Here is a 22852-nt window from a genome sequence, read left to right on the forward strand (position 1 = left end):
TAGGGTCGACCCTAGCGACGCAACGCAGCGATTGCCGCCCGCCGCTTGCGCCGCCGGTCCGTCGGCACCATGTCTGTGGCCATGACCGATCCCGTTCCCACCGCACCGGACGCCGCGCACGACGCGAGCATCGGTTCGGCTCCCGTCGCGCGCGCTGCCACCGCGCGCGGCGAGTGGCAGGTGATCCGCGACCTGCTGCCGTTCCTGAAGCCCTACAGCGGCCGCATCGCGCTGGCACTGGCGCTGGTGATCGCCGGCAAGCTGGCCAACCTGACCGTACCGCTGGTGCTGAAGCAGCTGATCGACGACCTCAATGTCGAGCCCTCGCTGCTCGTGCTGCCGGTCGCGCTGCTGGTCGCCTACGGCGCCTCGCGGTTGTCGGTGACGCTGTTCACCGAGCTGCGCCAGGTGGTGTTCGCCCGCGTCATGGCGCGGGTGTCGCGGCGGGTGACTCTGCAGGTGTTCCGTCACCTGCATGCGTTGTCGCTGAAGTTCCACCTGGCGCGGCGCACCGGTGGCGTCGCGCGCGACGTCGAGCGTGGCGGCACGGCGATCTCCGACCTGCTCGACTGGACCCTGTACACGATCCTGCCGACCGCGCTGGAAGTGCTGCTGGTCACCGCCGTGCTGGTGTGGCTGTACGACTGGGGTTTCGCCGCGATCACCCTGGGCACGCTGGCGGCGTACATCCTGTTCACTTTTTCCGTCACCGAATGGCGCACGCGCTATTACCGCGCCGCGGTCGAAGCCGATACCCACGCCAACGAGCGCGCGGTCGATTCGCTGCTCAACTACGAGACGGTCAAGTACTTCGGCAACGAGGAGCACGAGGCGCGCCGCTACGACGACAATCTGGTGCGGCTGGAAAACGCGCAGGTGATGAGCCGCAAGACCTTGGCCGTGCTCAATCTCGGCCAGACCGCGATCGTCGCGCTCGGCGTCACCGCGATGATGTGGCGCGCGGCAGCGGGCGTGGTCGCCGGCAGCATGACCATCGGCGACCTGGTGCTGGTCAACGCCTACCTGCTGCAGCTGTCGGCGCCGCTGAACCTGCTCGGGATGATGTATCGCGAGGTCAAGCAGGCGTTCACCAACCTGGAGCGGCTGTTCGGCCTGCTCGACGAACGCCAGGACGTGCAGGACCGCGACGGCGCGGTGCCGCTGCGCGTGTCGCGGCCGCGCGTCGCGTTCGAAAGCGTGCGCTTCGCCTACGATGCGCGCCGCGAGATCCTGCGCGACGTCAGTTTCGAGATCGCGCCGGGCGGTACCGTCGCCGTGGTCGGGCATTCGGGCTCCGGCAAGTCGACGCTGGCGCGGTTGTTGTACCGCTTCTACGACGTAGACGCCGGTCGCATCGTGATTACCGACGGCGAAGACACCGCGCACGACGGCACGGGTTATGACATCCGCGACTACAGCCAGGCCAGCGTGCGTGGCGCGATCGCGATCGTGCCGCAGGACACGGTGCTGTTCAACGACACCATCTACTACAACATCCTGTACGGGCGCCCGGCCGCCAGCCGCGCGGAAGTCGAACAGGCCGCGCGCGCAGCGCATATCCACGAGCTGATCGTGTCGCTGCCCGACGGCTACGAATCGGAAGTCGGCGAACGCGGCCTCAAGCTGTCCGGCGGCGAGAAACAGCGCGTGGCGATCGCGCGTGCCTTGCTCAAGAATCCGGCGATCCTGATCTTCGACGAGGCCACCTCGGCGCTGGATTCCAAGTCCGAGAAGGCGATCCAGGCCGAACTGGACCGCATCGCGATCGGCCGCACCACGCTGGTGATCGCGCACCGGCTGTCGACGGTGATGGACGCCGACGAGATCCTGGTGATGGACGCCGGCCGCATCGTCGAGCGCGGCAGTCACGCACAGCTGCTGGCGCGCGGCGGCCACTATGCGCAGATGTGGCGCCTGCAGCAGCAGGAATCGCGCGCCGAGGCGCTGGCTGGCCCGCAGCCGGCGTAGGCCGATGCATCGCTGCGCTGGCGGATAATGCAGTCCATCGTTCGCCGCACCACCGATCGTTCACCGCAGCGGAAACGCAGACCATGATGCCCGACCAAGATTTCGATCCCGACGACAACTTCGCCAACGGCTTCGAGCCGGGCATGGAACTGGATGACGAGGCCGGTACCGAGGCGCTGTTGTGGCAGCTGCTGCTGTTGATCAACCCCGGCGACGAGGAAACCGCGCTGCGCCAGTTCGCCGCCTGTCGCGACGCACTGGCCGAGGACGAGGATGCCGATCCTGCGTGGCTGCTCAAGGATGCGATCGACTGGACGTCGGGCTTCTACATAGATGCCGCCGACACCGCATCGTTGATCGATGCGGTCAACGAACTGGTATCGCGCTGGAACCTGCGCATCGACTGGGGCGTGGAGGATCCGACCGACGAGGACTTCCTCGCCGCCACCGACGTGCCGGCGCTGATGGCGACCGCCTACGATCGCCTGCGCGAGTATGACTACACGCTGTGGACCTGGAACACGGGCGACGACGCGCACGCCGGCTGGATCGCATCGCGCCGCGACGACGAGGCGATGCAGGCGATCGCGCACGCGCTGGGCATCGAACTGCGCGCGGCCAGCGACGCGTTCTGACGTAGCGTGCGCTGTGCGTACGACCGATGCGCACTGAACCCGTAGGGCGCATTAGCCGAAGGCGTAATGCGCCGGATGGCCCATGCGGCGCAATGCCCTTCGGTTATTGCGCCCTATCTTCGCTTTCGCGTTGCCAGCGATGCGTTCTGTAGCGTGCGCTATGCGCACGATGATGATCCATTTCGTGCGTACAGCGCACGCTACGTCAAGCCAATGGCCAGCGGAGCGGCTCCGCTCTGCAAAACGCCTGAAATTCAGGCGCCCGGACGCCGGAACTCGCGGGACAGCCAGTCGTCGATCAGCCGCTTCTCGTAGCGCAGCGGATCGCTGCTGTTCATCGGCGAGGCGCCCATCATGAACGCCATGTCGGTGAGCTGGCGCGCGCCTTCGGCGATCACGCGGCCGTCGGCATCGGTACGTGCGAATTCAAGTTCGATGCGCGGCGGATAGATGTCGCGGATGATGCGCGTGGAGTCCCAGCGCGAACCGTGCCAGGGCTCGAAACGCCCGGCACGGCGGATGTCGGTCAGGGTCACTTCCAGCTGCTCGCCCGGTTGAAGTTGCGGCGCGGCGCGTTTGCGCACGTATTCGGCCAGCTGCCTGACCCAGTCGCCGCGCTGGGCTTCCCAGCGGTTGCCGCTTTGGCGTAGCTCGGAAAACGTTGCCGGATCGGCCCAGCTGACTGCGACCGGACCTTCCGGCGGCAGGTTGCGCGGTGCGTCGGGATCGGTAACGTTCCTAGACGCCAGCGCGTTGCCGGTAAGCAGCAGGGCGGCTGCGAGAATCGTCAGTAATCGGGTCGATGCGTTCATGGCGGGTGACTGCGAAGAACCTGCCGCCATCATGAACCTGCCGTGGCGCGGTGGCGAAAAAACGTGGTTAAAGGCATCCGGCGTGTTGCCACGCATTCATTGGTGCACGCCGATTCTTCGCGGCACGGAGCATCTGGCTTCAACCCATCGCGAACGGCCATAGCGGCCCTTCCAGCCACAGCCACTGCACCATCCATCCGCTGACCAGCGCGATCAGCACGGTCAGCGGCAGGCCGACACGAAGGAAATCGCCGAAACGGTATTGACCGGGCTGCAGGATCAGCAGATTGCCGTGATGGCCGATCGGCGTCAGGAACGCGACCACCGCGCCCAGCGCCGTCACCACCACGAACGGCAACGGTGGCAGCGACAGCGATTGCGCCAATGACAGCGCGACCGGCGTCAACAGCACCGTGGTCGCCGAATCGGACAGGATCTGCGTCAGCAGCGCCGCCGCCGCGAACATCACCAGCAATATGCCCAGCGCCGGCCAGTGCTCGACCCAGTGCAGCAGGTGACCGGCGAGTAGTTGCGCGGTGCCGGTCTGTTCCATCGCGATGCCCAGCGGGATCACGCCGGCGATCATCACGAAGATCCGCACGTCGATGCCGCGATAGGCCTGTTCGACGCCGACGCAGCGCGTCACCACCATCGCCACCGCTCCGAACAGGAACGCCAGCGCCGCCGGCAACCATTCGGTCGCCGCGATCAGCACGGTCAGGCCGAGGATGAGCAGCGCCATCGGCGCATGCAGGCGGCGCTTGGCCTCGCCGGCGAACGGCACCAGCATCAGGAAGCCATGGTGCGAGGCGAGTTCGGCGAACTGGTCCGGCCGTCCCCACAGCACCAGCAGGTCGCCCTCGCGCAGGTGCGCGTCCGCGACGCGGTCGGGGATCGCGCCATGGCGCCGCCACAATCCGACGATGGCCGCGCTGAACTGCTGCGAGAAACCCAGTTCGCGGATCGTGCGGCCGATGAATTCGGAACCCGGCGCGACCACCGCCTGCACCAGCTCCGGCTCGATGCCTTTCTTGGGCGGCACGGAAGCGCCGTAACGCGCGATCGCCTCCAGGTCCAGGCCTTCGTCGTCGTGCAGCGACAGCAGTTCGTCGGCGGGCGCCTCGACCAGCAGCACGTCGCCGGACAGCAGGGCGTTGCTGTCCTTCAGGTCGTCGCGCGCGGCGCCGTCGCGCAGCCAGCCGACCAGGCGCAGCCGTTTGCCGTAGGCCGCCTGCAGGTCCGAGAAGGACTTGGTGTTCCAGCGCGAGTCGGAGGTGATCTTCAACTCCGTGCGATAGCGGTCCAGGCGCAGGTAGTCGTCATCGCCGATGCTGCCCACGTGCCGCGGCAGCAGCCAGCGCACCAGCTGCATGTAGACCATTCCGAGGATCACCAGCGCGATGCCGATCGGCGTGATCGAGAAGAAGTCCAGGCCGGCGTCGCCATTGCGTTGCAGCAGGTCGTTGGCCAGCAGGAACGCCGGCGCGCTGACCAGGGTCAGCGTGGTGCCCAGCGACGCGGCCAGCGACATCGGCATCAGCAGGCGCGAGGCCGGGATCTGCCGCTCGCGTGCGTGACGCAGCAGGATCGGCAGCATCATTGCGGTCACCATCACGTGGTGCGTGAACGAGGCCAGCGCGGCCACGGCCGGCATCACCACTGCGATCGCGCGCGCTTCGCTGCGTCCGGCGGCCTGTCCGATCCACTGGCCGATGCGCTCGGTGATGCCGGTGGCCGCCAGCGCGCCGGAAATCACGAACACCGAAGCGACGATGATCGCAGGCTCGCTGGCAAAGCCGGACAAGGCCGAACCGGTGTCCAGAACCCCCGTCAGCACCAGCGCCAACAGCGTCAGCATGGCGGTGACATCCACGCGCAGGCGCTCGCTGACGAACAGGTACAGCGCACCGGCGAGGATGAGCAGGAAGCAGATCTGGTCGGGGGTCATGACAGGATTGTGGCAGCTTGGCGTGTAGCCGCCTTCATCGGCCGCCCTGATCGAGACCGTCGGGCCTGCACTGACGCGTCGCAGCAAACGGCGATGAACGATTAACGAAAACGCGACATTGCCGCTCTCGCAAACGCGTTTCCGGGCGGCCAATGCCGGACCTGCGTTGCCGCATCTCCGCTTGACGCATCCATGACGGATCGGCGCGCAGGCTGTGCGATACCCCCATCGCACAGGTGAAGACGATGAACATCTTCAATCCGCCGCGCAATGTCTACTGCACGCTGATGATGATTGCAGGGATTTCTCTGCCGCTGTTTGCGCACGCCAACGAGGACAAGGCCAAAAGCATGGATGCCGACGGCGATGGCAGGATCACCGCCACCGAACACGCCGCTGGCGCCAAGGCCATGTTCGAACGCATGGATGCCAATCGCGACGGCATCGTCACGTCCGTGGAGATGGACGCCAGTCACGCGGCAAAGAAGCAGGACGGGAAAGCCAGGAGCGGCATGTCGTCAGCCGACAAGATCAAGGCGGTGGATACCAACAACGACGGCCGCTTGTCGGCAGCCGAGCATGAGGCAGGAGCGAAAGCCATGTTCTCGAAAATGGACACGGACAAGGACGGCAGCGTGTCGGCCGCTGAAATGAAGGCCGGCCATGCAGCCATGGACAAGGACAGCAGCAGGTAATCGCGGCGTCCGTGCCTGGACATGGCCTGTGCCGGGGCGCTTGATTGCGGCCGATCCGGCCGCATGTCGGGTGCACTTGAGCCCACCGGTGCACGTCAATGTCCACACAGTCCTCCTCCTCGCCGATTCCGCTGCGGATCGACTTCGTTTCCGACGTGTCCTGCCCCTGGTGCGCGATCGGGCTGCAGTCGCTGCAGCAGGCGATCGAACGTGTCGGCGATGAAATCGCGGTGGACCTGCATTTCGCGGCATTCGAACTGAATCCGCAGATGCCGCCGGAAGGACAGGACGCGATCGAGCACCTGACCGTCAAGTACGGGATCAGCGCCGAACAGGCGATCAGCAACGGCGAAGCGATCCGCCAGCGCGGCGCGCAATTGGGTTTCGTGTTCGACATGGGCCGCAGGCGCAAGGTCTACAACACCTTCGACGCGCACCGGTTGCTGTACTGGGCCGGACAACAAAGCCCGTCGCAGCAACTGGCGCTCAAGCAAACCCTGCTGCGCGCCTATTTCAGCGACGGCCAGGACATCTCCTCGCCGGAAATCCTGGTCGGGCTGGCGGCACAGGCCGGCCTCGACGGGGATCGCGCCCGCGAAGTGCTGGACAGTGGCCGTTACGCCAAGGAGGTCCGCGGGCAGGAGGAGCTCAACACCGTGCGCGGCATCAACGCCGTGCCGGCGGTGATCATCGACCGGCACCTGCTGGTCCAGGGCGGACAGCCGCCGGCGGTGTTCGAACAGGCCCTGCGCCAGGCCGCGGGGAAGCGGAGCGCCGTAAGTCCATGACTTCAGAGGGGTGACTTCCGGCCCATGGTGGAATTGATTTGGTGTTGTAGTCTACCAACACACTAAAGCAGGAGCCCCACCGTGAACGCCCTCCGCAATACCCGCACCGCCCCCCCGGTTCCGGTCCGTCTGACCACCGTCAGCACCACCGCCAAGGTTCGCCATGTCCATCGCGAACGCGATTTCGGCATCGGCTATGGCAACAGCAGCGGCTATGGCAACCCGGAGCGTCGTTACACCACGGCTGCAGGCCCCAGCTATTTCCGCTGCCGCTGAGGCTTCGCTATCGTTTCGTCATCGGGCCGGTACAGGCGCTGGCAATTGCCGCAGAAGAATGCGCGGCGCTGGCGCCTGCCGAGCTTGGCGCGGTACTGCAGCCGGATGTCGCAGCGAGGGCAGGTGATGCGCGTATGCACCTGATAGTGCTGGCGCAGCACGAAAGCCTTCTTCCATTCGAGGAAGTCGAAACTGTATTCGCGCGCCTGCGCGACCAGTTCGCCCAGCTTGCGGGCCGGTAACGCGCCGACCTGGCTTTCCGGATGCACCCGGATCCGGAACAGCACTTCGTTCTTGATGATGTTACCGACTCCGGCGAACACGTCCTGGTCGAGCAGCGCATCGCAGGCCAGCGTGTGCGGCGCGGCTCTCAATTTGCGCCGTGCCGCCTTCGGGTCCCAGGCATCGGCCATCACGTCGCTGCTCCAGTCGTAAACCGCGTCCAGGTCGCCTTCGATGTACTTCAGCGAACAGGCGTAGAAATCGATCTGGCCGGCCTTGCCGAAATCCAGCCGCATCCGCGGCGCGGCATCTTTGGGATCGTCGACGCGATAACTGCCGAACAGCAGGAAATGCACGCGCATCGCGAAATCGTCGAAGCAGATCAGGAAATGCTTGCCCCAGCTGCGGAACTCACGCACGCGCCGGCCCTGCATCCGCGACAGGTCGAGCCTGCTGTTGCCTTCCACCCGCAACACCTTGCCGCCGGCGAAAGCGGTGACCTGTTCGCGCAGGATGACGATCGAGGGACCTTCTGGCATTGATCCGGGAAAAGCGACGACGTTGCCGCAGGTTAAGCGTCGTGGCGCGGTCGCGACGTGAGGTATCGCATCGCGATCACGGCGTACATGGCAGGCTGCCGGCATGACTTCGATGCCGATCCATGGCAAGCGGATTCAACGCGCCGGTCTTGCGCTGGCATTCGTCATGGCACTCGTCGCCGGCACGCTGGCGCTGTGCGCCTGCAGCGAGCACGCCAGCCAGAGCGTACGGCATGGCAGCGGCCCGGATCCGGTGCTGCCGGCGCCGCAGAAGACGCTGATTCCCACTGTCGACATCGCGCCTGCGGTCGGCTGGAAAGCCGGCGCCAAGCCCGTCGCCGCGGCGGGGCTGCGCGTGGCGGCGTTCGCCACCGACCTGGACCATCCACGCTGGCTGTACGTGCTGCCCAACGGCGATGTGCTGGTTGCCGAAACCAACGCGCCGCCGCGACCGGAAGACGGCAAGGGCCTCAAGGGCGCAGTGATGAAGGCGGTGATGAAGCGCGCCGGCGCCGGCGTGCCCAGCGCCGATCGCATCAGCCTGCTGCGCGATGCCGATGGCGACGGCATCGCCGAAACGCGCACGGTGTTCCTGCAGAACCTGAAGTCGCCGTTCGGCATGGCGCTGGTGGGCGACCAGTTGTATGTCGCCAATGCCGATGCGCTGGTGCGCTTTCCCTATCGCGACGGCGACACGTCCATTTCCGCGGCCGCGGAGAAGGTCGCCGACCTGCCCGGTGGCCCGATCAATCATCACTGGACCAAGAACGTCGTTGCCAGCGCCGACGGCCGCAAGCTGTACGTCAGCGTCGGCTCCAACAGCAACATCGCCGAGAACGGCATGGACAACGAAGTCGAGCGCGCCGCGATCCTGGAGATCGATCCGCGTAGCGGCGCCAGGCGCGTGTTCGCGTCCGGCCTGCGCAATCCGGTGGGCATGGCGTGGCAGCCTCACAGCGGCGTGCTGTGGACCACGGTCAACGAACGCGACGAGCTCGGCAACGACCTGGTGCCCGACTACATGACCTCAGTGCGCGATGGCGGCTTCTACGGCTGGCCTTACAGTTATTTCGGCGAGCATGTCGATGCGCGCGTGCAGCCGCAGCGACCCGACCTCGTCGCCAGGGCGATCAAGCCCGACTATGCGCTCGGCTCGCATACCGCGTCGCTGGGACTGGCTTTCCATGACGGCACGCTGCTGCCGGCGCGCTATGCCAACGGCGCCTTCATCGGCCAGCACGGTTCCTGGAACCGCAAGCCGCCCAGCGGCTACAGGGTGGTGTTCGTGCCGTTCACCGACGGCAGGCCGAGCGGTGCCATGGAAGACGTGCTGACCGGGTTCCTGGATGACAAGGGGCAGGCGCAGGGCCGGCCGGTCGGTGTCGCGATCGACAGGCACGGTGCACTGCTGGTCGCCGACGATGTCGGCAACGTGGTCTGGCGCGTGGCGCCGGACGACATCCGCTGAATTGGCTCTTTCGCGGCGCGCCGGCCTTGGCTAGGGTGGCGCGATGAGCCCTGACGCCGTTGTCTCCCCCACACCTGCTCCCGAACGCCATGAACTGATCGACGCCTTGCGCGGCTTCGCGCTGTGCGGCGTGCTGCTGGCCAACCTGTCGGCGTTCTCGTTGTACGAATACCTCACCGCGACGGCGCAGCAGGCGCTGCCGACCGCCGCCTTCGACCGTGTCGCCGAGCACGCATTGCAGTTGCTGCTGACGCACAAGGCGGTGACCGTGTTCTCGATCCTGTTCGGGTTCGGTTTCGCGATGCAGCTGGAGCGGGCGCAGGCGCGCGGCGTGGATGGACTGCCGGTGTTCCTGCGCCGCATGAGCGTGCTGCTGGCAATGGGGCTGCTGCATTCGGCGTTCTGGTGGGGCGACATCCTGCTGGTATATGCGATTGCCGGCTTCGCGCTGGTGCCGATGCGGCGCTGGTCCGATCGCTGGCTGGTGTGGGGCGGATTCTCGATCGCGCTGCTGGGTACGGCACTGGTGCGCGGATGGTTCACCGCCACGTCGCAGAAGACCGGGCCGCTGTCGCGCGCGGAGGTGTTCGCCGATGCGCTGCAGGGGCTGTCGTCGCCGTCGCTGATTGCCACGTTCGAAGGCAACGCGGCGTTGCTGCGCTGGTGGTATCCGCTCGGCGGCCTGATGCTGGTCTGCTTCGCGCTGGGGCGCTTCATGCTGGGCCATTGGGCCAATCGCCGGCACCTGTTGCAGCAACCGGAAACGCAGCGGCCGCTGCTCAGGCGCATCCTCGTGTGGACCCTGCCGCTGGGCGTGGCGACGACGCTGCCACCGTTCTGGCAGGCATCGATCAAGCAGGCCTGGCCGCTGCTGGACGCAGGCATCGGCGCCATGCTGTGGAGCGTGTTCGTGCTGGCCGGGCCGCTGCTGCTGGGCATCGCCTTCGGCATCGTCTTCGTGCTGCTCTACCTGCATCGCGGCTGGCAACGCAGGTTGCGGCATTTCGCGCCGGCCGGGCGCATGGCGCTGAGCAACTACCTGATGCAGACCGTGGTCTGCTCGGCGATTTTCTATGGTTACGGCCTTGGCGTCGGTCCCAGTCTTGGCACGCCCGCCTGGTTCACCATCTGGGTTCTGCTGTTCGGCGCGCAGATGGCCATCAGCCGCTGGTGGCTGTCGCGTTTCCGCTTCGGTCCGATGGAATGGCTGTGGCGCACGCTGACCTACGGCCGCCTGCAGCCGATGCGATTGCAGGAGCCAGCGCTCGCCACGCGTGAATCAGCGGGCTGAGGCCCGAGCCCGCTTGTTCGTGACGCGCGCGCGCGGTTGCACCAGCGCGTCCCACGCCGTCATGGCACTGTCGACGGTGCGGTGCATGCTCTTGCGTGTGGCGCCGCTGCGCGACTGGAATGAGAGGCCCTGCAGCACGGTGCTGTAGAACGTGGCGATCGCGGCCGTATCGGTGCCTTTTGGCAGGTCACCATCGGCGATGCCGCGCTTCAGGCGACGTACCAGCGAAGCCTGCGCATCGTCACGGCGTTCGGCCAGGAATTCGCGCACGGCGGCGTTCCCGGGCGTGCCCAAGTTGGCGGCGAGGATGATCATGCAGCCGCTGGGCGTCCGCGGGTCCGCATACGCGTCGACGTTCGCGCGCAACATGGTTTCGATGGCTTCACGGGCGCTGGCCGCACCCGACAGCGCACGCGCCGCGACACCTCCATCGCCTGCTTCGTAAAGCAGGACGGCCTCGCGGAACAGCGCCTCCTTGCAGCCGAAGGCCGCATACAGGCTGGGGCGGTTGATGCCCATCGCGTTGGTCAACGCTTCCAGCGAGGCGCCTTCATAGCCGTGTTCCCAGAACACCAGCATCGCCTGATGCAGCGCCTGGTCCCGGTCAAAGCTGCGCGGACGACCGCGTTCGTGCATGGAACGATCCTTTCTGTACCGATCTGAAAATAAGTGCTTGTGGCCCTGACTTCAAGGGCCTATTGTTTTGTACCGTTCATTACATATTTAGGTGGAACATGGATCTAGCAGGCAAGGTGGCACTGGTAAGCGGCGGTAGTCGTGGCATCGGCGCGGCAATCGCGACGGCATTGGCCCGGGAAGGCGCGGATGTCGCGATCACGTACGTCAGCGCCGTGGACAAAGCGCAGGCGGTCGTGGCGCAGATCCAGGCACTGGGCCGGCGCGCGTTGGCGTTACGTGCCGACAGTGCGGACGTGGTGGAGGTGAGGGCCGCCGTGGAACAGACGGCGGCCGAGTTCGGCGCGCTCGACATCCTGGTCAACAATGCGGGGATAGCGTTGATGGGGCCCTTGCAGGAGGTGACGCTTGAAGATGTCGACCGCACCTTGTCGATCCACGTGCGCGCCTCGTTCGTCGCCGCGCAAGCCGCGGCGAGGCATATGCGCGCGGACGGGCGCGTCATCAACATCGGCAGTTGTCTGGCTGAGCGCGTAGCCGGTGCGGAGATGACGCTGTACGCGATGAGCAAGTCCGCACTGATCGGTCTGAGCAAGGGCCTGGCGTTCGATCTCGGTCCGCGCGGTATCACCGCCAATGTGGTGCATCCAGGACCGATCGACACCGACATGAATCCCGCCGACAGCGCGCAGGCCGACGAGCAACGCGCGAAACTGGCATTGGGCCATTTCGGCACAGCCGCGGACGTCGCCGCCACCGTGGTGCATCTCGCCGGTCCGGGCGGCCGCTTCATTACCGGCACGTCAATCGCCGTTGACGGCGGCTCGTCGGCGTGAACGCCGGCAGCGCCTGGCAGCTGTTGCTGGCGGTGGCCATCGGTGCATTGCTGCCGATGGAGGCACTGATGAATGCGCGGCTGGGGCAAGCGACACGCGGCCCGCTGTTCGCGGCCATGGTCACCTGCCTGGTCGGTGCGGCCACGCTCGCGATGCTGCTCGCCGTCGTACGGCCGTCAGCTTCTGCGCCAGGCAGTGCCGGGACCTTGCCGACATGGCTATGGTTCGGCGGCCTGCTCGGTGCGACCTATCTGGCCAGTGCGACGATGCTGGTACCGCGCCTGGGCGCCGCCGGCCTGATCTGTCTGGTGGTGCTCGGCCAACTGCTGTCTTCGCTGTTGCTCGATCACTATGGCGTGCTCAATGCGCCGCGGCCTGCCGATGCCTGGCGTGTGATCGGCGCGGCATTGGTCGCCGGCGGCGCCTTGCTGGTCGTGCAGCCTTGGCGCGATGGCTGACCGCATCAAACGTCTACGCGGGGTTCGCTTGATCAACCCAACGTTTTTTCCCATCGCGATGCCGGGTTGATGGCGCCAACCCAGCCTACCGCCATTCCCGCTATTTCAGCAATGGTTCGAGTGCAGTCCATACGTGGTCGCGTAGCTTCGGTTGCGCGCCCGCCACCGGGTGCAGGTTGTCGTTCTGGAACGCGGCGCGATCGGTGGCGATCGGCTGCAGCAGGAACGGCAGCAAGGCGACATCGAACTGTTCGGCCAGCGCCGTGTAGTTGCGCTCGAAACCACGCGTGTATTCCGCGCCGTAGTTGGGCGGGATGCGCATGCCGACCAGCAGCACCTTCGCCCCGACCGCCTGTGAGGCGCCGATCATCCGCGCCAGGTTGACGCGGGTGTCGCGCAGCGGCAATCCGCGCAGGCCATCGTTGGCGCCCAGTTCGATCACGACCACCGACGGCCGGTGCCGCACCACTTCATCGACGATGCGCGCCGCGCCGCCGGCGGTGGTTTCGCCGCTGATGCTGGCATTGACCACGCGCCAGCCCGGCGCGCGTGTGGCGATGCGTTCGGCCAGCAGCGATACCCAGCCTTCGCTCGCGCCCAGTCCGTAGGCCGCCGACAGCGAGTCGCCCATCACCAGCACCGTGCGCGACCCGGCCTCGGCCTGCGGCGCGGCGGCGCGCACGGGCTGCGCCTGCAGCAGCAGGGCCGCGATCAGCAAACAGGGACCGATGGCATATTGAAGCCACGCCTTCGATGCCGCATATCGAAATGTCATGCATTCACTCCGCAGGTCCGGCGCCATTAGGCCGGACCGGTTTCAAACCATCGATGAAGGGCGATCCCGCAGGATGAATATGGCCGACTCCGCCGCACCGCAAGCCGCCAGCCGCAACGCACTCGCCGTCAGCGCCCTCGCCGTCGAGGGATTGAGCAAGCGCGTACCGCTGCCTTCGGGCGAACTCACCATACTCGAAGGCGTCGGCTTCTCGATCGCCCAGGGCGACAGCGTCGCCATCGTCGGCGCTTCCGGTTCCGGCAAGAGCACGCTGTTGTCGTTGCTGGCCGGACTCGATGTTCCGAGCAGCGGCACGGTGGTACTCGATGGCCAGCCGATGTCGACGCTGGACGAAGATGGCCGCGCACGCGTGCGCAGCGACAAGGTCGGCTTCGTGTTCCAGAGCTTCCAACTACTGCCGTCGCTGACCGCGCAGGAAAACGTGATGCTGCCACTGGAGCTGCGCGTCCTTCGACAGGCTCAGGATGGGCGGTCGATCGAATCGCGGGCAACCGACATCCTCGGCAAGGTCGGCCTCGGCGAACGCCTCGGCCACTATCCGCGCCAGCTGTCCGGCGGCGAACAGCAGCGCGTCGCACTGGCGCGCGCATTCGTGACGCAGCCTTCGCTGTTGTTCGCCGACGAGCCCACCGGCAACCTCGACACGCATACCGGCCAGGCGATCATCGAACTGCTGTTCGCGATGAATGCCGACGCCGGCACCACCCTGGTGCTGGTCACCCACGACGAACACCTGGCCTCGCGCTGCGGCCGCGTGCTGCGGCTGGACAGCGGCCGGCTGGTGGACGCGTGAACGCACTCGCCAACACCTTCGGATTGGCGTGGCGGCAACTGCGACGCGACCTCGCCGCCGGCGATATCCGCATCCTGCTGGCGGCGCTGGTGCTGGCCGTGGTGGCGGTGACGGCGGTCGGCTTCATCACCGACCGCGCCGAGCGCGCACTGGCGATCGAGGCCAACCGCCTGCTCGGCGGCGATGCGGTGGTACGCGGCGATGCGCCGATTGCCGGTGCGATCCGCGAGGCCACGCAGGCCTCGGGCCTGCAGCGCACCGAGACGGTCGAATTCCAGAGCATGATCCGTACCGGTGCCGGCGACACCGCCAACCTGAAACTCGGCGACCTGCGCGCGCTCGGTGAAGGCTTTCCGCTGCGCGGTACGTTCCGCATCGTCGACAGCGCCGGCGAGCACGACGCCGATGCGATCCCGGCGCCGGGCAGCGTGTGGATGAGCCGCGCCGGTGCCGACACGCTGGGCGCGGCGATCGGCGACGAGATCGGCATCGGTCAATCCACGCTGCGGTTGGCGGCGCTGGTGGTGCAGGAGCCGGATGCGGCGCTGGACTATTTCAACGTCGCACCGAAAGTGTTCCTGAATCTCGCCGACCTGCCCGCGACCGGGCTGGTGCAGGAAGGCAGCCGCGTCCGCTACCGGCTGGTGGTGGCCGGCGACAGCGGCGCGGTCGAGAATTTCGTCGGCACCGCACGCCCGGCGCTGGCGCGCGGGCAGCGGCTGGAAACCATCGGCGAAGCGCGTCCGGAAATCCGCTCGGCACTCGATCGCGCCGGCCGTTTCCTCGGACTCGCCGCATTGGTGTCGGTGGTGCTGGCCGCGGTCGCGGTGGCGATGGCTGCGCGCCGGCACAGCGAACGGCACCTGTCAGGCGCCGCCGTGATGCGCTGTCTCGGTGCCAGCCAGCGCACGCTGGTCGGCATCCATGTCGGCGAGATGACCCTGCTCGGCCTGATCGCCAGCACGCTCGGCGTGCTGATCGCGTTCGTACTGCAGTGGGCGGTCGGCCACTGGCTGGCGCAGACGATGGCACTGTCGATTCCGCCGGCCGGCTGGCTGCCCGCGTTGCAGGGCTATGGCGTCGGCATGGTGGTGCTGCTCGCGTTCGGCGCGCCGCCGGTACTGGCATTGCGGCGCGTGTCGGCGCTGCGCGTATTGCGCCGCGATCTCGACGCGACCGAGCCCAGCGCGTGGCTGGTCGGTTTCGCCGGTTTCGCCGGGCTGGCCGGATTGCTGTGGTGGAAGGCAGGCTCGGCGGAACTGGGCCTCTACATGCTGCTTGGCATCGTCGCGACGTTGCTGGTGCTGGCGTTGCTGGCGTGGCTGCTGATCGTCGCGGTGCGCCGGTTGCGTTCGCGCCTGCGCGGCAGCCTGCGTTACGGACTGGCCAATGTCAGTCGCCGTGCCGGCACCAGCATCGCGCAGGTATCGGCGCTGGGCCTGGGCCTGATGGCGCTGCTGCTGCTGACCTTCGTGCGCACCGACCTGCTCGACCGCTGGCAGTTGTCGCTGGCCGACGACGCGCCGAACCGTTTCATCATCAATGTGCAGGACGACCAGGTGCAGCCGGTGCGCGAATTCATCGCCGCGCAGGGCGTGCCCGCGCCGACGCTGGTGCCGATGATCCGCGGCCGCCTCGTCGAACGGAACGGCCAGCCGACCAGTGGCGCCGACTACGCGCAGCGCAGCGGTGACGCCGACGAGGATCGCCAGGCGCAGCGCCGCGCCGACCGCGAGTTCAACCTGTCGATGGCCGATGCCCTGCGCGACGACAATCAGGTCGTTGCCGGGAAATTCTGGAACGGCAAGCCGGCCACGCCGGAGTTGTCGGTGGAGGAGGGCTATGCGAAGACGCTGGGCTGGAAACTCGGCGACCGAATCGCCTTCGACATCGCCGGGCAGAAGTTCGAAGCGCCGATCACCAGCCTGCGCAGCGTGGAGTGGGAAAGCTTCCGTCCCAACTTCTTCGTGCTCGCCTCGCCCGGCGCGCTCGACGGCTTTCCCGCCAGCTACATCACCGCGGTGCAGGTGCCACCGGAAAAGACGCGCTTCACTGCTGACCTGGTGCAACGTTTCCCGAACCTGTCGGTGATCGACATCGACGCGGTGCTCAAGCAGGTGCGCAGCACCGGCGACCAGGTGTCGAAGGTGGTGCAGGTGGTGTTCTGGTTCTCGCTGGCGGCCGGCGTGCTGGTGCTGCTGGCGGCGATCAGTGCCAGCCAGGACGAACGCCTGCTGGAAGGCGGCGTGATGCGCGTGCTCGGCGGCAGTCGTCGCCAGCTGCGGATGGCGCAGGCTTCGGAATTCGCCGCGATCGGCTTGCTGTCGGGACTGGTCGCGGCAATCGCCGCGTCGGTGCTGTCGGGCGTCGTCGCCACGCGCGTGTTCGACCTGCCATGGCAAGCGAACTGGACGCTGGCGGCGGTCGGCGGCGGCCTCGGCATGATGGCGGCGCTGGTCGCCGGCCTGTTCGCCACGCGCCGGGTGCTGGATGCGCCGCCGTCGGTGACGCTGCGCGAACTGCAGGGCTAGGGTTACACCTCCGACATTCGCGCTGTCATCGATCCGCGCGTCGGGCGCGTAGGCTGGGTTGGCTACACCAACCCAGCGTTCTGTAATCCGCGATGCCGGGCTGGTGTAGGCAACCCAGCCTGCGTCATGCGCGACGGATCGGATTAGCCCAGCCGCCGTGCCGTCAGGTAGTACGCCAGGTTGCCCAGGCCGGTGGCGCCGAGCAGGATCGCGAACACGCCGGGTGTCATGTCGTCCCAGCCGAAGGCCTCGATCAGCGCGAAGCCAATCGCCAGCGCCACCAGCACCACGCCCCAGCGCAGCGAACCGTGGCGACGGCGCGACTCCTCGCCTTCCAGGATCGAGCGGACCAGTTCCTGCGAGCCGTTGGATTCGATCATCTGGCGGCGCACGCGGGCGTCGACCACGACCTTGATGGCGTAGGTGATGCAGATGAACAGGGTGATCGGGATCAGCAGTTCGAATCTCATGGCGGCGCCTCGTCGATGGTTTCGGTGTGTTCGGCAAAGGAGATACGGTGGCCTGCGCGGCGGTTGCAACCCACATGCTTGCAACCGATGGCCCGTCCGGCGTATCTGCCTGTGGAATGAGCCGCGTCCAGCCCGTGCCCGAACAATCCCGCGACGACGACCGGGCGTTGGTCGAAGCCGTGCTGGCCGGCGCGCCCGGCGCCTTCGAGCGCCTGGTGCGCCAGTACCAGGGCCTGTGCTGGCATATCGTGCAGCGCATGGTGCGGCACCCGGAGGACGCGCGCGAACTGTGCCAGGAAACCTTCCTGCGCGTGCATCAGTGCCTGCACCAGTACCGTTTCGATGCCGCGCTGAAATCGTGGATCGGGCAGGTCGCCTATTCGATGGCCAAGCGGCACCTGGAACGCCGGCGCATCCCGCTGGCCGAGACCGCGCAGGACGACGACGGCCTGTCGCTGGCCGAATCGGTCGGCGACGGCTTCGACCTGGAAGCGACCAGCGCCGACGCGCAGGTATCGGCGCACCTGCACGCGGCGATCGAGGCGCTGCCGCCGTTGCAGCGCACCGTACTGACCCTGTATCACCTCGAGGAAATGCCGATCGGCGAGATTTCACGCGTCACCGGCCTTGCCGAAGGCACCATCAAGAGCCACCTGTTCCGCAGCCGCAAGCAGTTGCGAGCGCTGCTGGAGCCGCGGATTGGAGTCGCCGCATGAACATTGGCAATCGCAACGGTCACGACAAGGCGCTGCTGGACGAGCGCGAATGGCAGGCGCAGGAGAACGCGCTGCGGGACGAGCGGCTGGGCATCGGCGCATCGGGCGATGATCCGCTGGTCGCCGGCTATCGCACGGTCGCGCGCGCGCTGCGCGAAGCGCCTGAGGTGGCGTTGCCCGCGGATTTCGCGCGCGATGTCGCCCGTGCCGCCGTGGCGCAGGGATCGTCCGCGCACATCGATGCGCGACTTGAGCAGATCCTGCTGCGGCTGCTGGTGGTCGCGCTGGTCCTGTCCGGCACGGCCGCGCTGGCGTTCTATGGCAACCAGGCGCTGCTCGCGATCGATGCGCGACTCACCACCTGGGGACTGGCGCTGGCGACCTGCATGGCGCTGACGTGGGCGTTCGACTGGCTGCGCCGCATCCGCCACGACGGCGATCCGCTGCATCCGGCCTGAGTGCTTCGGCCTTGTAGAGCGGAGCTTGCTGCGCTGCTTTGCTTGTCTCCTTCCCCTTCAAGGGGAAGGCCGGGATGGGGATGGGTTGGATGTCATGGCGGACGTCAAAGTCAAAGTCAAACCCATCCCCACCTAACCCTCCCTTGAAGGGGAGGGCTAAAGCAGTGCAGCGCTCTCCTCTCTACAAGGCTTAGCGCAACGCGTCCGGTGCGGCGACGCGTAAAATCGCCGCATGCTCCGCATCGCCCTCATCGCGCCATGACCCTCGAAGGCCACGACAGCGCACTGGAAACCCTGTGGCTGCCGTTCGCCAGCGGCGCGTTGTCGTGGCCCGACGACGGCGCGCTGTTCCTGCGCGCGCGCGATGGCTGGCCGCTGCATCGCCAGCCCGTGCCCGGCCTGGTGTGCGTGCAGGGATTCAAGCCGGAATACGACCGCCTGCAACGTTCCGGATTGCAGGTCGACGCGGCAGGCGGCGATCGCTTTTATTCGCTGGTGCTGCTGCTGCCGCCGCGGCAGCGCGACGAGGCGCGCGCGCTGTTCGCCGAGGCCGTCGCCTGCCTGCAGCCAGGCGGCATCGTGATCGCCAGCATGGCCAACGACGAAGGCGCGAAGTCCGGCGAAGCCGACCTGGCACGCCTCGCCGGCCCCTTGCACACGCTGTCGAAGAACAAGTGCCGCGTGTTCTGGACCTCGCCGCTGCAAGGTCCCGTCGACGCCGACCTCGCCGCGCAATGGCGCGAACTGGATGCGCCGCGCCCGATCCTCGATGGCCGTTACACCAGCCGTCCCGGCCTGTTTGCCTGGGATCGCATCGATGCCGCATCCGCATTGCTGGCGCAGCACCTGCCCCACGATCTCGCCGGCACCGGCGCCGATCTCGGCGCGGGTTACGGCTACCTCGCCGCGGAAGTGCTGGCGCGCTGCGCGCGCGTGACCGCGCTGGACCTGTACGAAGCCGAGGCGCGTGCGCTGGAACTGGCGCGGATCAATCTCGCGCCATTCGCGGCACGGGCGGCGCTGGGTTTCCACTGGCACGACGTCACCAGCGGACTGCCGCAGCGTTACGACTTCATCGTCAGCAATCCGCCATTCCATGCGCAGGGCCGCGCCGATCGTCCCGACATCGGCCGGCGCTTCATCGCCGCCGCCGCGGAAGCGCTGCAGCCCGGCGGTCGCCTGTGGCTGGTCGCCAATTGCCACCTGCCTTACGAAGCGGTGCTGGACGCGCGCTTCGGCACCGTGCGCACGGTGACGCAGCAGGGTGGCTTCAAGGTCGTCGAAGCGGTCAAGGCACGGCGATGACACGGGCGCGCGCATGAAACTGGTCAAGCTGATCGCCAACCTCGGCTACGGCAGCCGCAAGCAGGTCGCCGCGATGTTCCGCGAAGGCCGCGTCACCGATCCGCAGGGCGAGGTGCTGTATGCGGACGATGCGGTGAGCCATGCCGACGTACGCGTCGATGGCGAAGCGCTGGATCCACCTGCGGGCCTGGTGCTGATGCTGCACAAGCCGGTCGGCTACACCTGTTCGACCAGGGATCGCGGCCGCCTGGTCTACGACCTGCTGCCGCCGCGCTTCGCGCTGCGCTCGCCGGCGCTGTCGACGGTCGGTCGACTCGATCGCGACACCAGTGGCCTGCTGCTGATGACCGACGACGGCCTGCTGCTGCACCGGATCGTGTCACCGAAATCGCAGCTGCCTAAGGTCTACGAGGCCACGCTGGCGTCGGACCTGCGCGGCGACGAAGCGGACATCTTCGCCAGCGGCACGCTGCTGCTGGAATCCGAGCAGACGCCGCTGAAGCCGGCGCGGCTGCAGGTGCTGGCGCCGCGCCATGCGCGCCTCACCCTGACCGAAGGCCGCTACCACCAGGTGCGCCGCATGTTCGCGGCGGTCGGCAACCATGTCGACGCGCTGCAGCGCATTTCGATCGGTGGACTCGACCTGAATGGGCTCGACAGCGGCCAGTGGCGCGCGCTGGACGAAAACGATCTCGCCAGGCTCTGGCATCCGTCCGCGCAGGCGCCGAAGTCGACGTAAAATCGGGCGGCATTCAACACCCGGACATGACGCTGACCGCAACGACCGTCGACACCGAATACCCACGCCGTCGCCGCCACGAAATGCCACGCAGCACGGTCCGCCCATGGCGATGCAGCAAGCTCCGATGAACGTCGCCGGTTATCGCTTCGGGAATTACCGCCTCGACCTGGCGCGGCGCGAACTCCGCCGCGGCGAGGATACGGTCGCACTGCCGGCGCGCGTATTCGAATGCCTGTGCCACCTGATCGAGCATCGCGAACGCGCCGTGCATCGCGACGAACTGGGCCGTGCCGTGTTCGGCCGCAGCGATGTGTCCGATGCGCAGATCGGCCAGATCGTGCTGCGCGCGCGCCGCACCATCGGCGACGACGGACAGGAGCAACGTTGCATCCGCACCGTGCCGCGCTACGGTTTCTCCTGGGTCGCGCCGGTGGAAGTGGAGCTGCGTTCCGACGACGTGGTCGAAACCGCGTCGTCGCCGGCTGTGGAAGCCGCGCAGGCAAAGCCGGTCGCGCCGCCGTCCGCGATCCCTGCATCGCCGTCGCCCGCAATAACGGAAACCGGACGGCGCCCGCTGCTGCTGGCGCTGGCCGCGGTGGCGTGCCTGGCGATCGCGCTGGCCGCCTGGTTCCAGCTGCGGCCGTCGCAGACGCCGGCGCTGTCGGCGGCGGTGGCGGAAGACGCCTTCATGGTGTTGCCGGTGCAGGCCAGCGGCCCGGGCGACATCGCCTGGGCGCGGCTGGGGCTGATGGATTTCATCGCCGACCGCATGCGCCGCGCCGGCGTGCCGGTGCTGTCCAGCGAAGCCACGCTCGGCGCGATCGCGCAGAAGGGCGCAGCGGACATCGCCCGCCATGCACGCGGCAGGGTCAGCACGCGCGTCAGTCACCGCGAAGGTCAATGGCAGGTAGAACTGGAGGTCGCCGATCGCGAGCACGGCACGCGCCGCGCGCAGGCGCGACATGCGCGGCTGATCGACGCCGCGCGCATCGCCACCGACCGCCTGCTGCTGGCGCTCGGTCGGCGCCTGCCTGCCGACCGCAAGGAAGTCCCGGCGCTGGCCGAACGCCTGCTGCGCGCGCAGTCGGCGATGCTGGCCAACGAACTGGACACGGCACGACGCATCCTCAACGACGCGCCGGAACTGCAGCGCAACCTGCCGCAGCTGCGTTATCGCCTCGGCCAGGTCGACTTCCGCGCCGGCGACTACGCGCGCAGCCTGGCCACGGTCGAAGCGCTGCTGTCCGAGCCGGCGGCGCAGGAGCCGCTGTTCCGCGCGCGCCTGCTCAACGCACGTGGCGCTTCGCTGGTACGGCTGGGCCGGTTCACCGATGCCGGACGCAGTTTCGATGACGCGGTGCGCCTGCTGCAGGACACCGCGCATGCCGCGGAACTGGGACATGCACTGACCGGTCGCGCCGTCACCCATTCCGCGCAGGGCCGCTTCGACCGCGCGCTGGCCGATCTCGGGCAGGCGCGGATCCAGCAGGTGCGCGCCGGCGACGTGCTGGCGGTGGCGCGGGTCGATGCCAACCTCGGCAGCGTCGAGATGGACCGCGGCCGTCCCGCCGCGGCGCTGGGCTATTACCGCGCGGCGGCGCCGGTGTTCGAGGAGATGGGCGCGATCAACGAAACCGCCGGCGTGCGCTGGTCGCTGGTCAGCGCGCAGCTGGAACTGCTGGAGAACGACGCGGCCCTGGCCGAAAGCGCGCGCCTGTATGCATTGCTGGATCGCATCCGCGATCCGGCCGTGCGCGCGCGGGTCATCATGGGCCGCACCGAAGCGCTGATGGCGGTGGGCCGGTTGCGCGAGGCGCGCGACCTGCTGCTGTTGCCCGATGCGCAGACGCCAATCCTGGCCGAGGCGCACCAGCGCGACTTCCTGATGGTCGAGGCGGCGCGGCGCAGTGGCGATGCGCGCTCGGCGGCGGTGCTGGCGCAGCGGATGCTGGAGACGTGGCCACCGGACGAGCGCGCACTCCTGCGCGAATGGACCCGGCTGCGCTGGCTGCAGGCGGCGCTGGATGCCGACCTGCCGTTGCCGGAATTCGCACCGCCACCGACTGCCGACAGCGTGCCCGGCCTGCTGATCCGCGCGCTGCGCCATGCCGCGCGCGACGACCAGGACGCCGCCGGGCGCGAGTTCGAGGCCGCGCTGGCGCTGGCCGAGCGCGGTGGCACCCCGGCGGAGATCGCCGAAGCGGTGCTGGCGCAGGCGTCCTGGCTGATGCAGCAGGGACGTCGCGAGGAAGCCGGCACCCTGGTCGGCCGGGTCGCGCCGTGGGCGATCCGCGATTTCGAACTGGCGATGCTGCAGCTGCGCTTGTTCCGCGAGGACGGCCAGGTCGAGCCATGGCGGGCCGCGCTGGCGCAGGCACGGCGGCTGGCGGGCGAGCGCTCGATCCCCGCCGAGCTGACCCTGGAACCGCTGGCCGCAACCCGGGCCGCCTCCGCAAATCTCTGAAAAGC

At 67.8% G+C, this 22852-nt stretch carries 22 protein-coding genes; 16 read left to right on the forward strand and 6 right to left on the reverse strand.

Going from position 1 to position 22852, the window contains the following annotated elements; all coding sequences use genetic code 11:
* Positions 1-81: 81 nt before the first annotated feature.
* Both IP90_RS01190 and IP90_RS01195 read left to right on the forward strand, forming a co-directional pair.
* Positions 82-1968, forward strand: a complete 1887-nt coding sequence (locus IP90_RS01190) for an ABCB family ABC transporter ATP-binding protein/permease (RefSeq protein WP_242007438.1) — start codon at positions 82-84, stop codon at positions 1966-1968.
* An 86-nt stretch (positions 1969-2054) separates the two neighbouring features.
* Positions 2055-2603, forward strand: a complete 549-nt coding sequence (locus tag IP90_RS01195) for a DUF6630 family protein (RefSeq protein WP_144898149.1) — start codon at positions 2055-2057, stop codon at positions 2601-2603.
* A gap of 254 nt (positions 2604-2857) precedes the next feature.
* Here IP90_RS01195 and IP90_RS01200 read toward each other — a convergent pair whose 3' ends face one another.
* Together IP90_RS01200 and IP90_RS01205 are read right to left on the reverse strand one after the other, a co-directional pair.
* On the reverse strand, positions 2858-3415 hold the full coding sequence (locus IP90_RS01200) for a DUF3016 domain-containing protein (RefSeq protein ID WP_144897790.1): 558 nt from the start codon (positions 3413-3415) through the stop codon (positions 2858-2860).
* Positions 3416-3554: 139 nt separating this feature from the next.
* On the reverse strand, positions 3555-5363 hold the full coding sequence (locus tag IP90_RS01205; RefSeq protein ID WP_144897791.1) for an SLC13 family permease: 1809 nt from the start codon (positions 5361-5363) through the stop codon (positions 3555-3557).
* Between the two features lie 245 nt (positions 5364-5608).
* On the opposite strand from IP90_RS01205, the gene IP90_RS01210 reads away from it, so the two are divergent.
* The 3 genes from IP90_RS01210 to IP90_RS01220 all read left to right on the forward strand — a co-directional run bounded on the left by IP90_RS01210 (position 5609) and on the right by IP90_RS01220 (position 7122).
* A complete protein-coding gene (locus IP90_RS01210; RefSeq protein ID WP_144897792.1) occupies positions 5609-6058 on the forward strand; it encodes an EF-hand domain-containing protein in 450 nt (149 codons plus the stop codon).
* Between the two features lie 98 nt (positions 6059-6156).
* Positions 6157-6846 carry a DsbA family oxidoreductase gene (locus IP90_RS01215; RefSeq protein WP_144897793.1) on the forward strand — a complete coding sequence of 230 codons (690 nt, stop codon included), beginning with the start codon at positions 6157-6159 and terminating at the stop codon, positions 6844-6846.
* An 81-nt stretch (positions 6847-6927) separates the two neighbouring features.
* Complete coding sequence (locus tag IP90_RS01220) at positions 6928-7122, forward strand: hypothetical protein (RefSeq protein ID WP_144897794.1); 195 nt, start codon at positions 6928-6930, stop codon at positions 7120-7122.
* On the opposite strand, the gene IP90_RS01225 is transcribed toward IP90_RS01220, so the two are convergent.
* Positions 7104-7883 carry a DNA-formamidopyrimidine glycosylase family protein gene (locus tag IP90_RS01225; RefSeq protein ID WP_144897795.1) on the reverse strand — a complete coding sequence of 260 codons (780 nt, stop codon included), beginning with the start codon at positions 7881-7883 and terminating at the stop codon, positions 7104-7106. The two genes, IP90_RS01220 and IP90_RS01225, sit on opposite strands and share 19 nt — an antisense overlap.
* Positions 7884-8001: 118 nt before the next feature.
* Between IP90_RS01225 and IP90_RS01230 the strand changes: the two genes are divergently transcribed.
* Positions 8002-9351: a PQQ-dependent sugar dehydrogenase gene (locus IP90_RS01230; protein WP_199753376.1), complete on the forward strand. Its 1350-nt coding sequence runs from the start codon at positions 8002-8004 to the stop codon at positions 9349-9351.
* 43 nt (positions 9352-9394) lie between these two features.
* The gene (locus tag IP90_RS01235; protein ID WP_144897796.1) at positions 9395-10642 is read left to right on the forward strand and encodes a DUF418 domain-containing protein; all 1248 of its coding nucleotides are present in this window, start codon (positions 9395-9397) and stop codon (positions 10640-10642) included.
* Here the strand turns inward: IP90_RS01235 and IP90_RS01240 are convergent.
* Entirely contained in the window at positions 10631-11278 is a 648-nt protein-coding gene (locus IP90_RS01240; RefSeq protein ID WP_144897797.1) for a TetR/AcrR family transcriptional regulator, read from the reverse strand. The two genes, IP90_RS01235 and IP90_RS01240, sit on opposite strands and share 12 nt — an antisense overlap.
* Before the next feature lie 98 nt (positions 11279-11376).
* On the opposite strand from IP90_RS01240, the gene IP90_RS01245 reads away from it, so the two are divergent.
* Positions 11377-12114 carry an SDR family NAD(P)-dependent oxidoreductase gene (locus tag IP90_RS01245; protein ID WP_144898151.1) on the forward strand — a complete coding sequence of 246 codons (738 nt, stop codon included), beginning with the start codon at positions 11377-11379 and terminating at the stop codon, positions 12112-12114.
* Positions 12111-12572: a DMT family transporter gene (locus tag IP90_RS01250; RefSeq protein WP_144897798.1), complete on the forward strand. Its 462-nt coding sequence runs from the start codon at positions 12111-12113 to the stop codon at positions 12570-12572. Before IP90_RS01245 ends, IP90_RS01250 begins: the two co-directional genes overlap by 4 nt.
* Positions 12573-12672: 100 nt before the next feature.
* Here the strand turns inward: IP90_RS01250 and IP90_RS01255 are convergent, their stop codons facing one another.
* Entirely contained in the window at positions 12673-13347 is a 675-nt protein-coding gene (locus IP90_RS01255; protein WP_144897799.1) for an arylesterase, read from the reverse strand.
* Positions 13348-13426: 79 nt separating this feature from the next.
* On the opposite strand from IP90_RS01255, the gene IP90_RS01260 reads away from it, so the two are divergent.
* Both IP90_RS01260 and IP90_RS01265 read left to right on the forward strand, forming a co-directional pair.
* Positions 13427-14161, forward strand: a complete 735-nt coding sequence (locus IP90_RS01260; protein ID WP_144897800.1) for an ABC transporter ATP-binding protein — start codon at positions 13427-13429, stop codon at positions 14159-14161.
* Positions 14158-16692, forward strand: a complete 2535-nt coding sequence (locus IP90_RS01265; RefSeq protein ID WP_242007439.1) for an ABC transporter permease — start codon at positions 14158-14160, stop codon at positions 16690-16692. Before IP90_RS01260 ends, IP90_RS01265 begins: the two co-directional genes overlap by 4 nt.
* Before the next feature lie 143 nt (positions 16693-16835).
* Here the strand turns inward: IP90_RS01265 and IP90_RS01270 are convergent, their stop codons facing one another.
* Entirely contained in the window at positions 16836-17162 is a 327-nt protein-coding gene (locus tag IP90_RS01270) for a DUF6249 domain-containing protein (RefSeq protein WP_144897801.1), read from the reverse strand.
* 134 nt (positions 17163-17296) lie between these two features.
* Between IP90_RS01270 and IP90_RS01275 the strand changes: the two genes are divergently transcribed.
* From IP90_RS01275 to IP90_RS01295, 5 genes are all read left to right on the forward strand, one after another.
* A complete protein-coding gene (locus IP90_RS01275) occupies positions 17297-17878 on the forward strand; it encodes an RNA polymerase sigma factor (protein ID WP_425477047.1) in 582 nt (193 codons plus the stop codon).
* The gene (locus IP90_RS01280) at positions 17875-18336 is read left to right on the forward strand and encodes a hypothetical protein (protein ID WP_144897803.1); all 462 of its coding nucleotides are present in this window, start codon (positions 17875-17877) and stop codon (positions 18334-18336) included. The genes IP90_RS01275 and IP90_RS01280 overlap by 4 nt, the downstream gene beginning before the upstream one ends.
* A gap of 258 nt (positions 18337-18594) precedes the next feature.
* Positions 18595-19641: a class I SAM-dependent methyltransferase gene (locus tag IP90_RS01285; protein WP_144897804.1), complete on the forward strand. Its 1047-nt coding sequence runs from the start codon at positions 18595-18597 to the stop codon at positions 19639-19641.
* Positions 19642-19654: 13 nt separating this feature from the next.
* Positions 19655-20380 (forward strand): pseudouridine synthase, encoded by a 726-nt coding sequence (locus tag IP90_RS01290; RefSeq protein WP_144897805.1) that lies wholly within the window; start codon positions 19655-19657, stop codon positions 20378-20380.
* A gap of 127 nt (positions 20381-20507) precedes the next feature.
* On the forward strand, positions 20508-22847 hold the full coding sequence (locus tag IP90_RS01295) for a winged helix-turn-helix domain-containing protein (RefSeq protein ID WP_206751899.1): 2340 nt from the start codon (positions 20508-20510) through the stop codon (positions 22845-22847).
* Positions 22848-22852: the final 5 nt, after the last annotated feature.

It is taken from the genome of Luteimonas cucumeris (genome assembly GCF_007830035.1).
GTDB classification, from domain to species: domain Bacteria; phylum Pseudomonadota; class Gammaproteobacteria; order Xanthomonadales; family Xanthomonadaceae; genus Luteimonas_C; species Luteimonas_C cucumeris.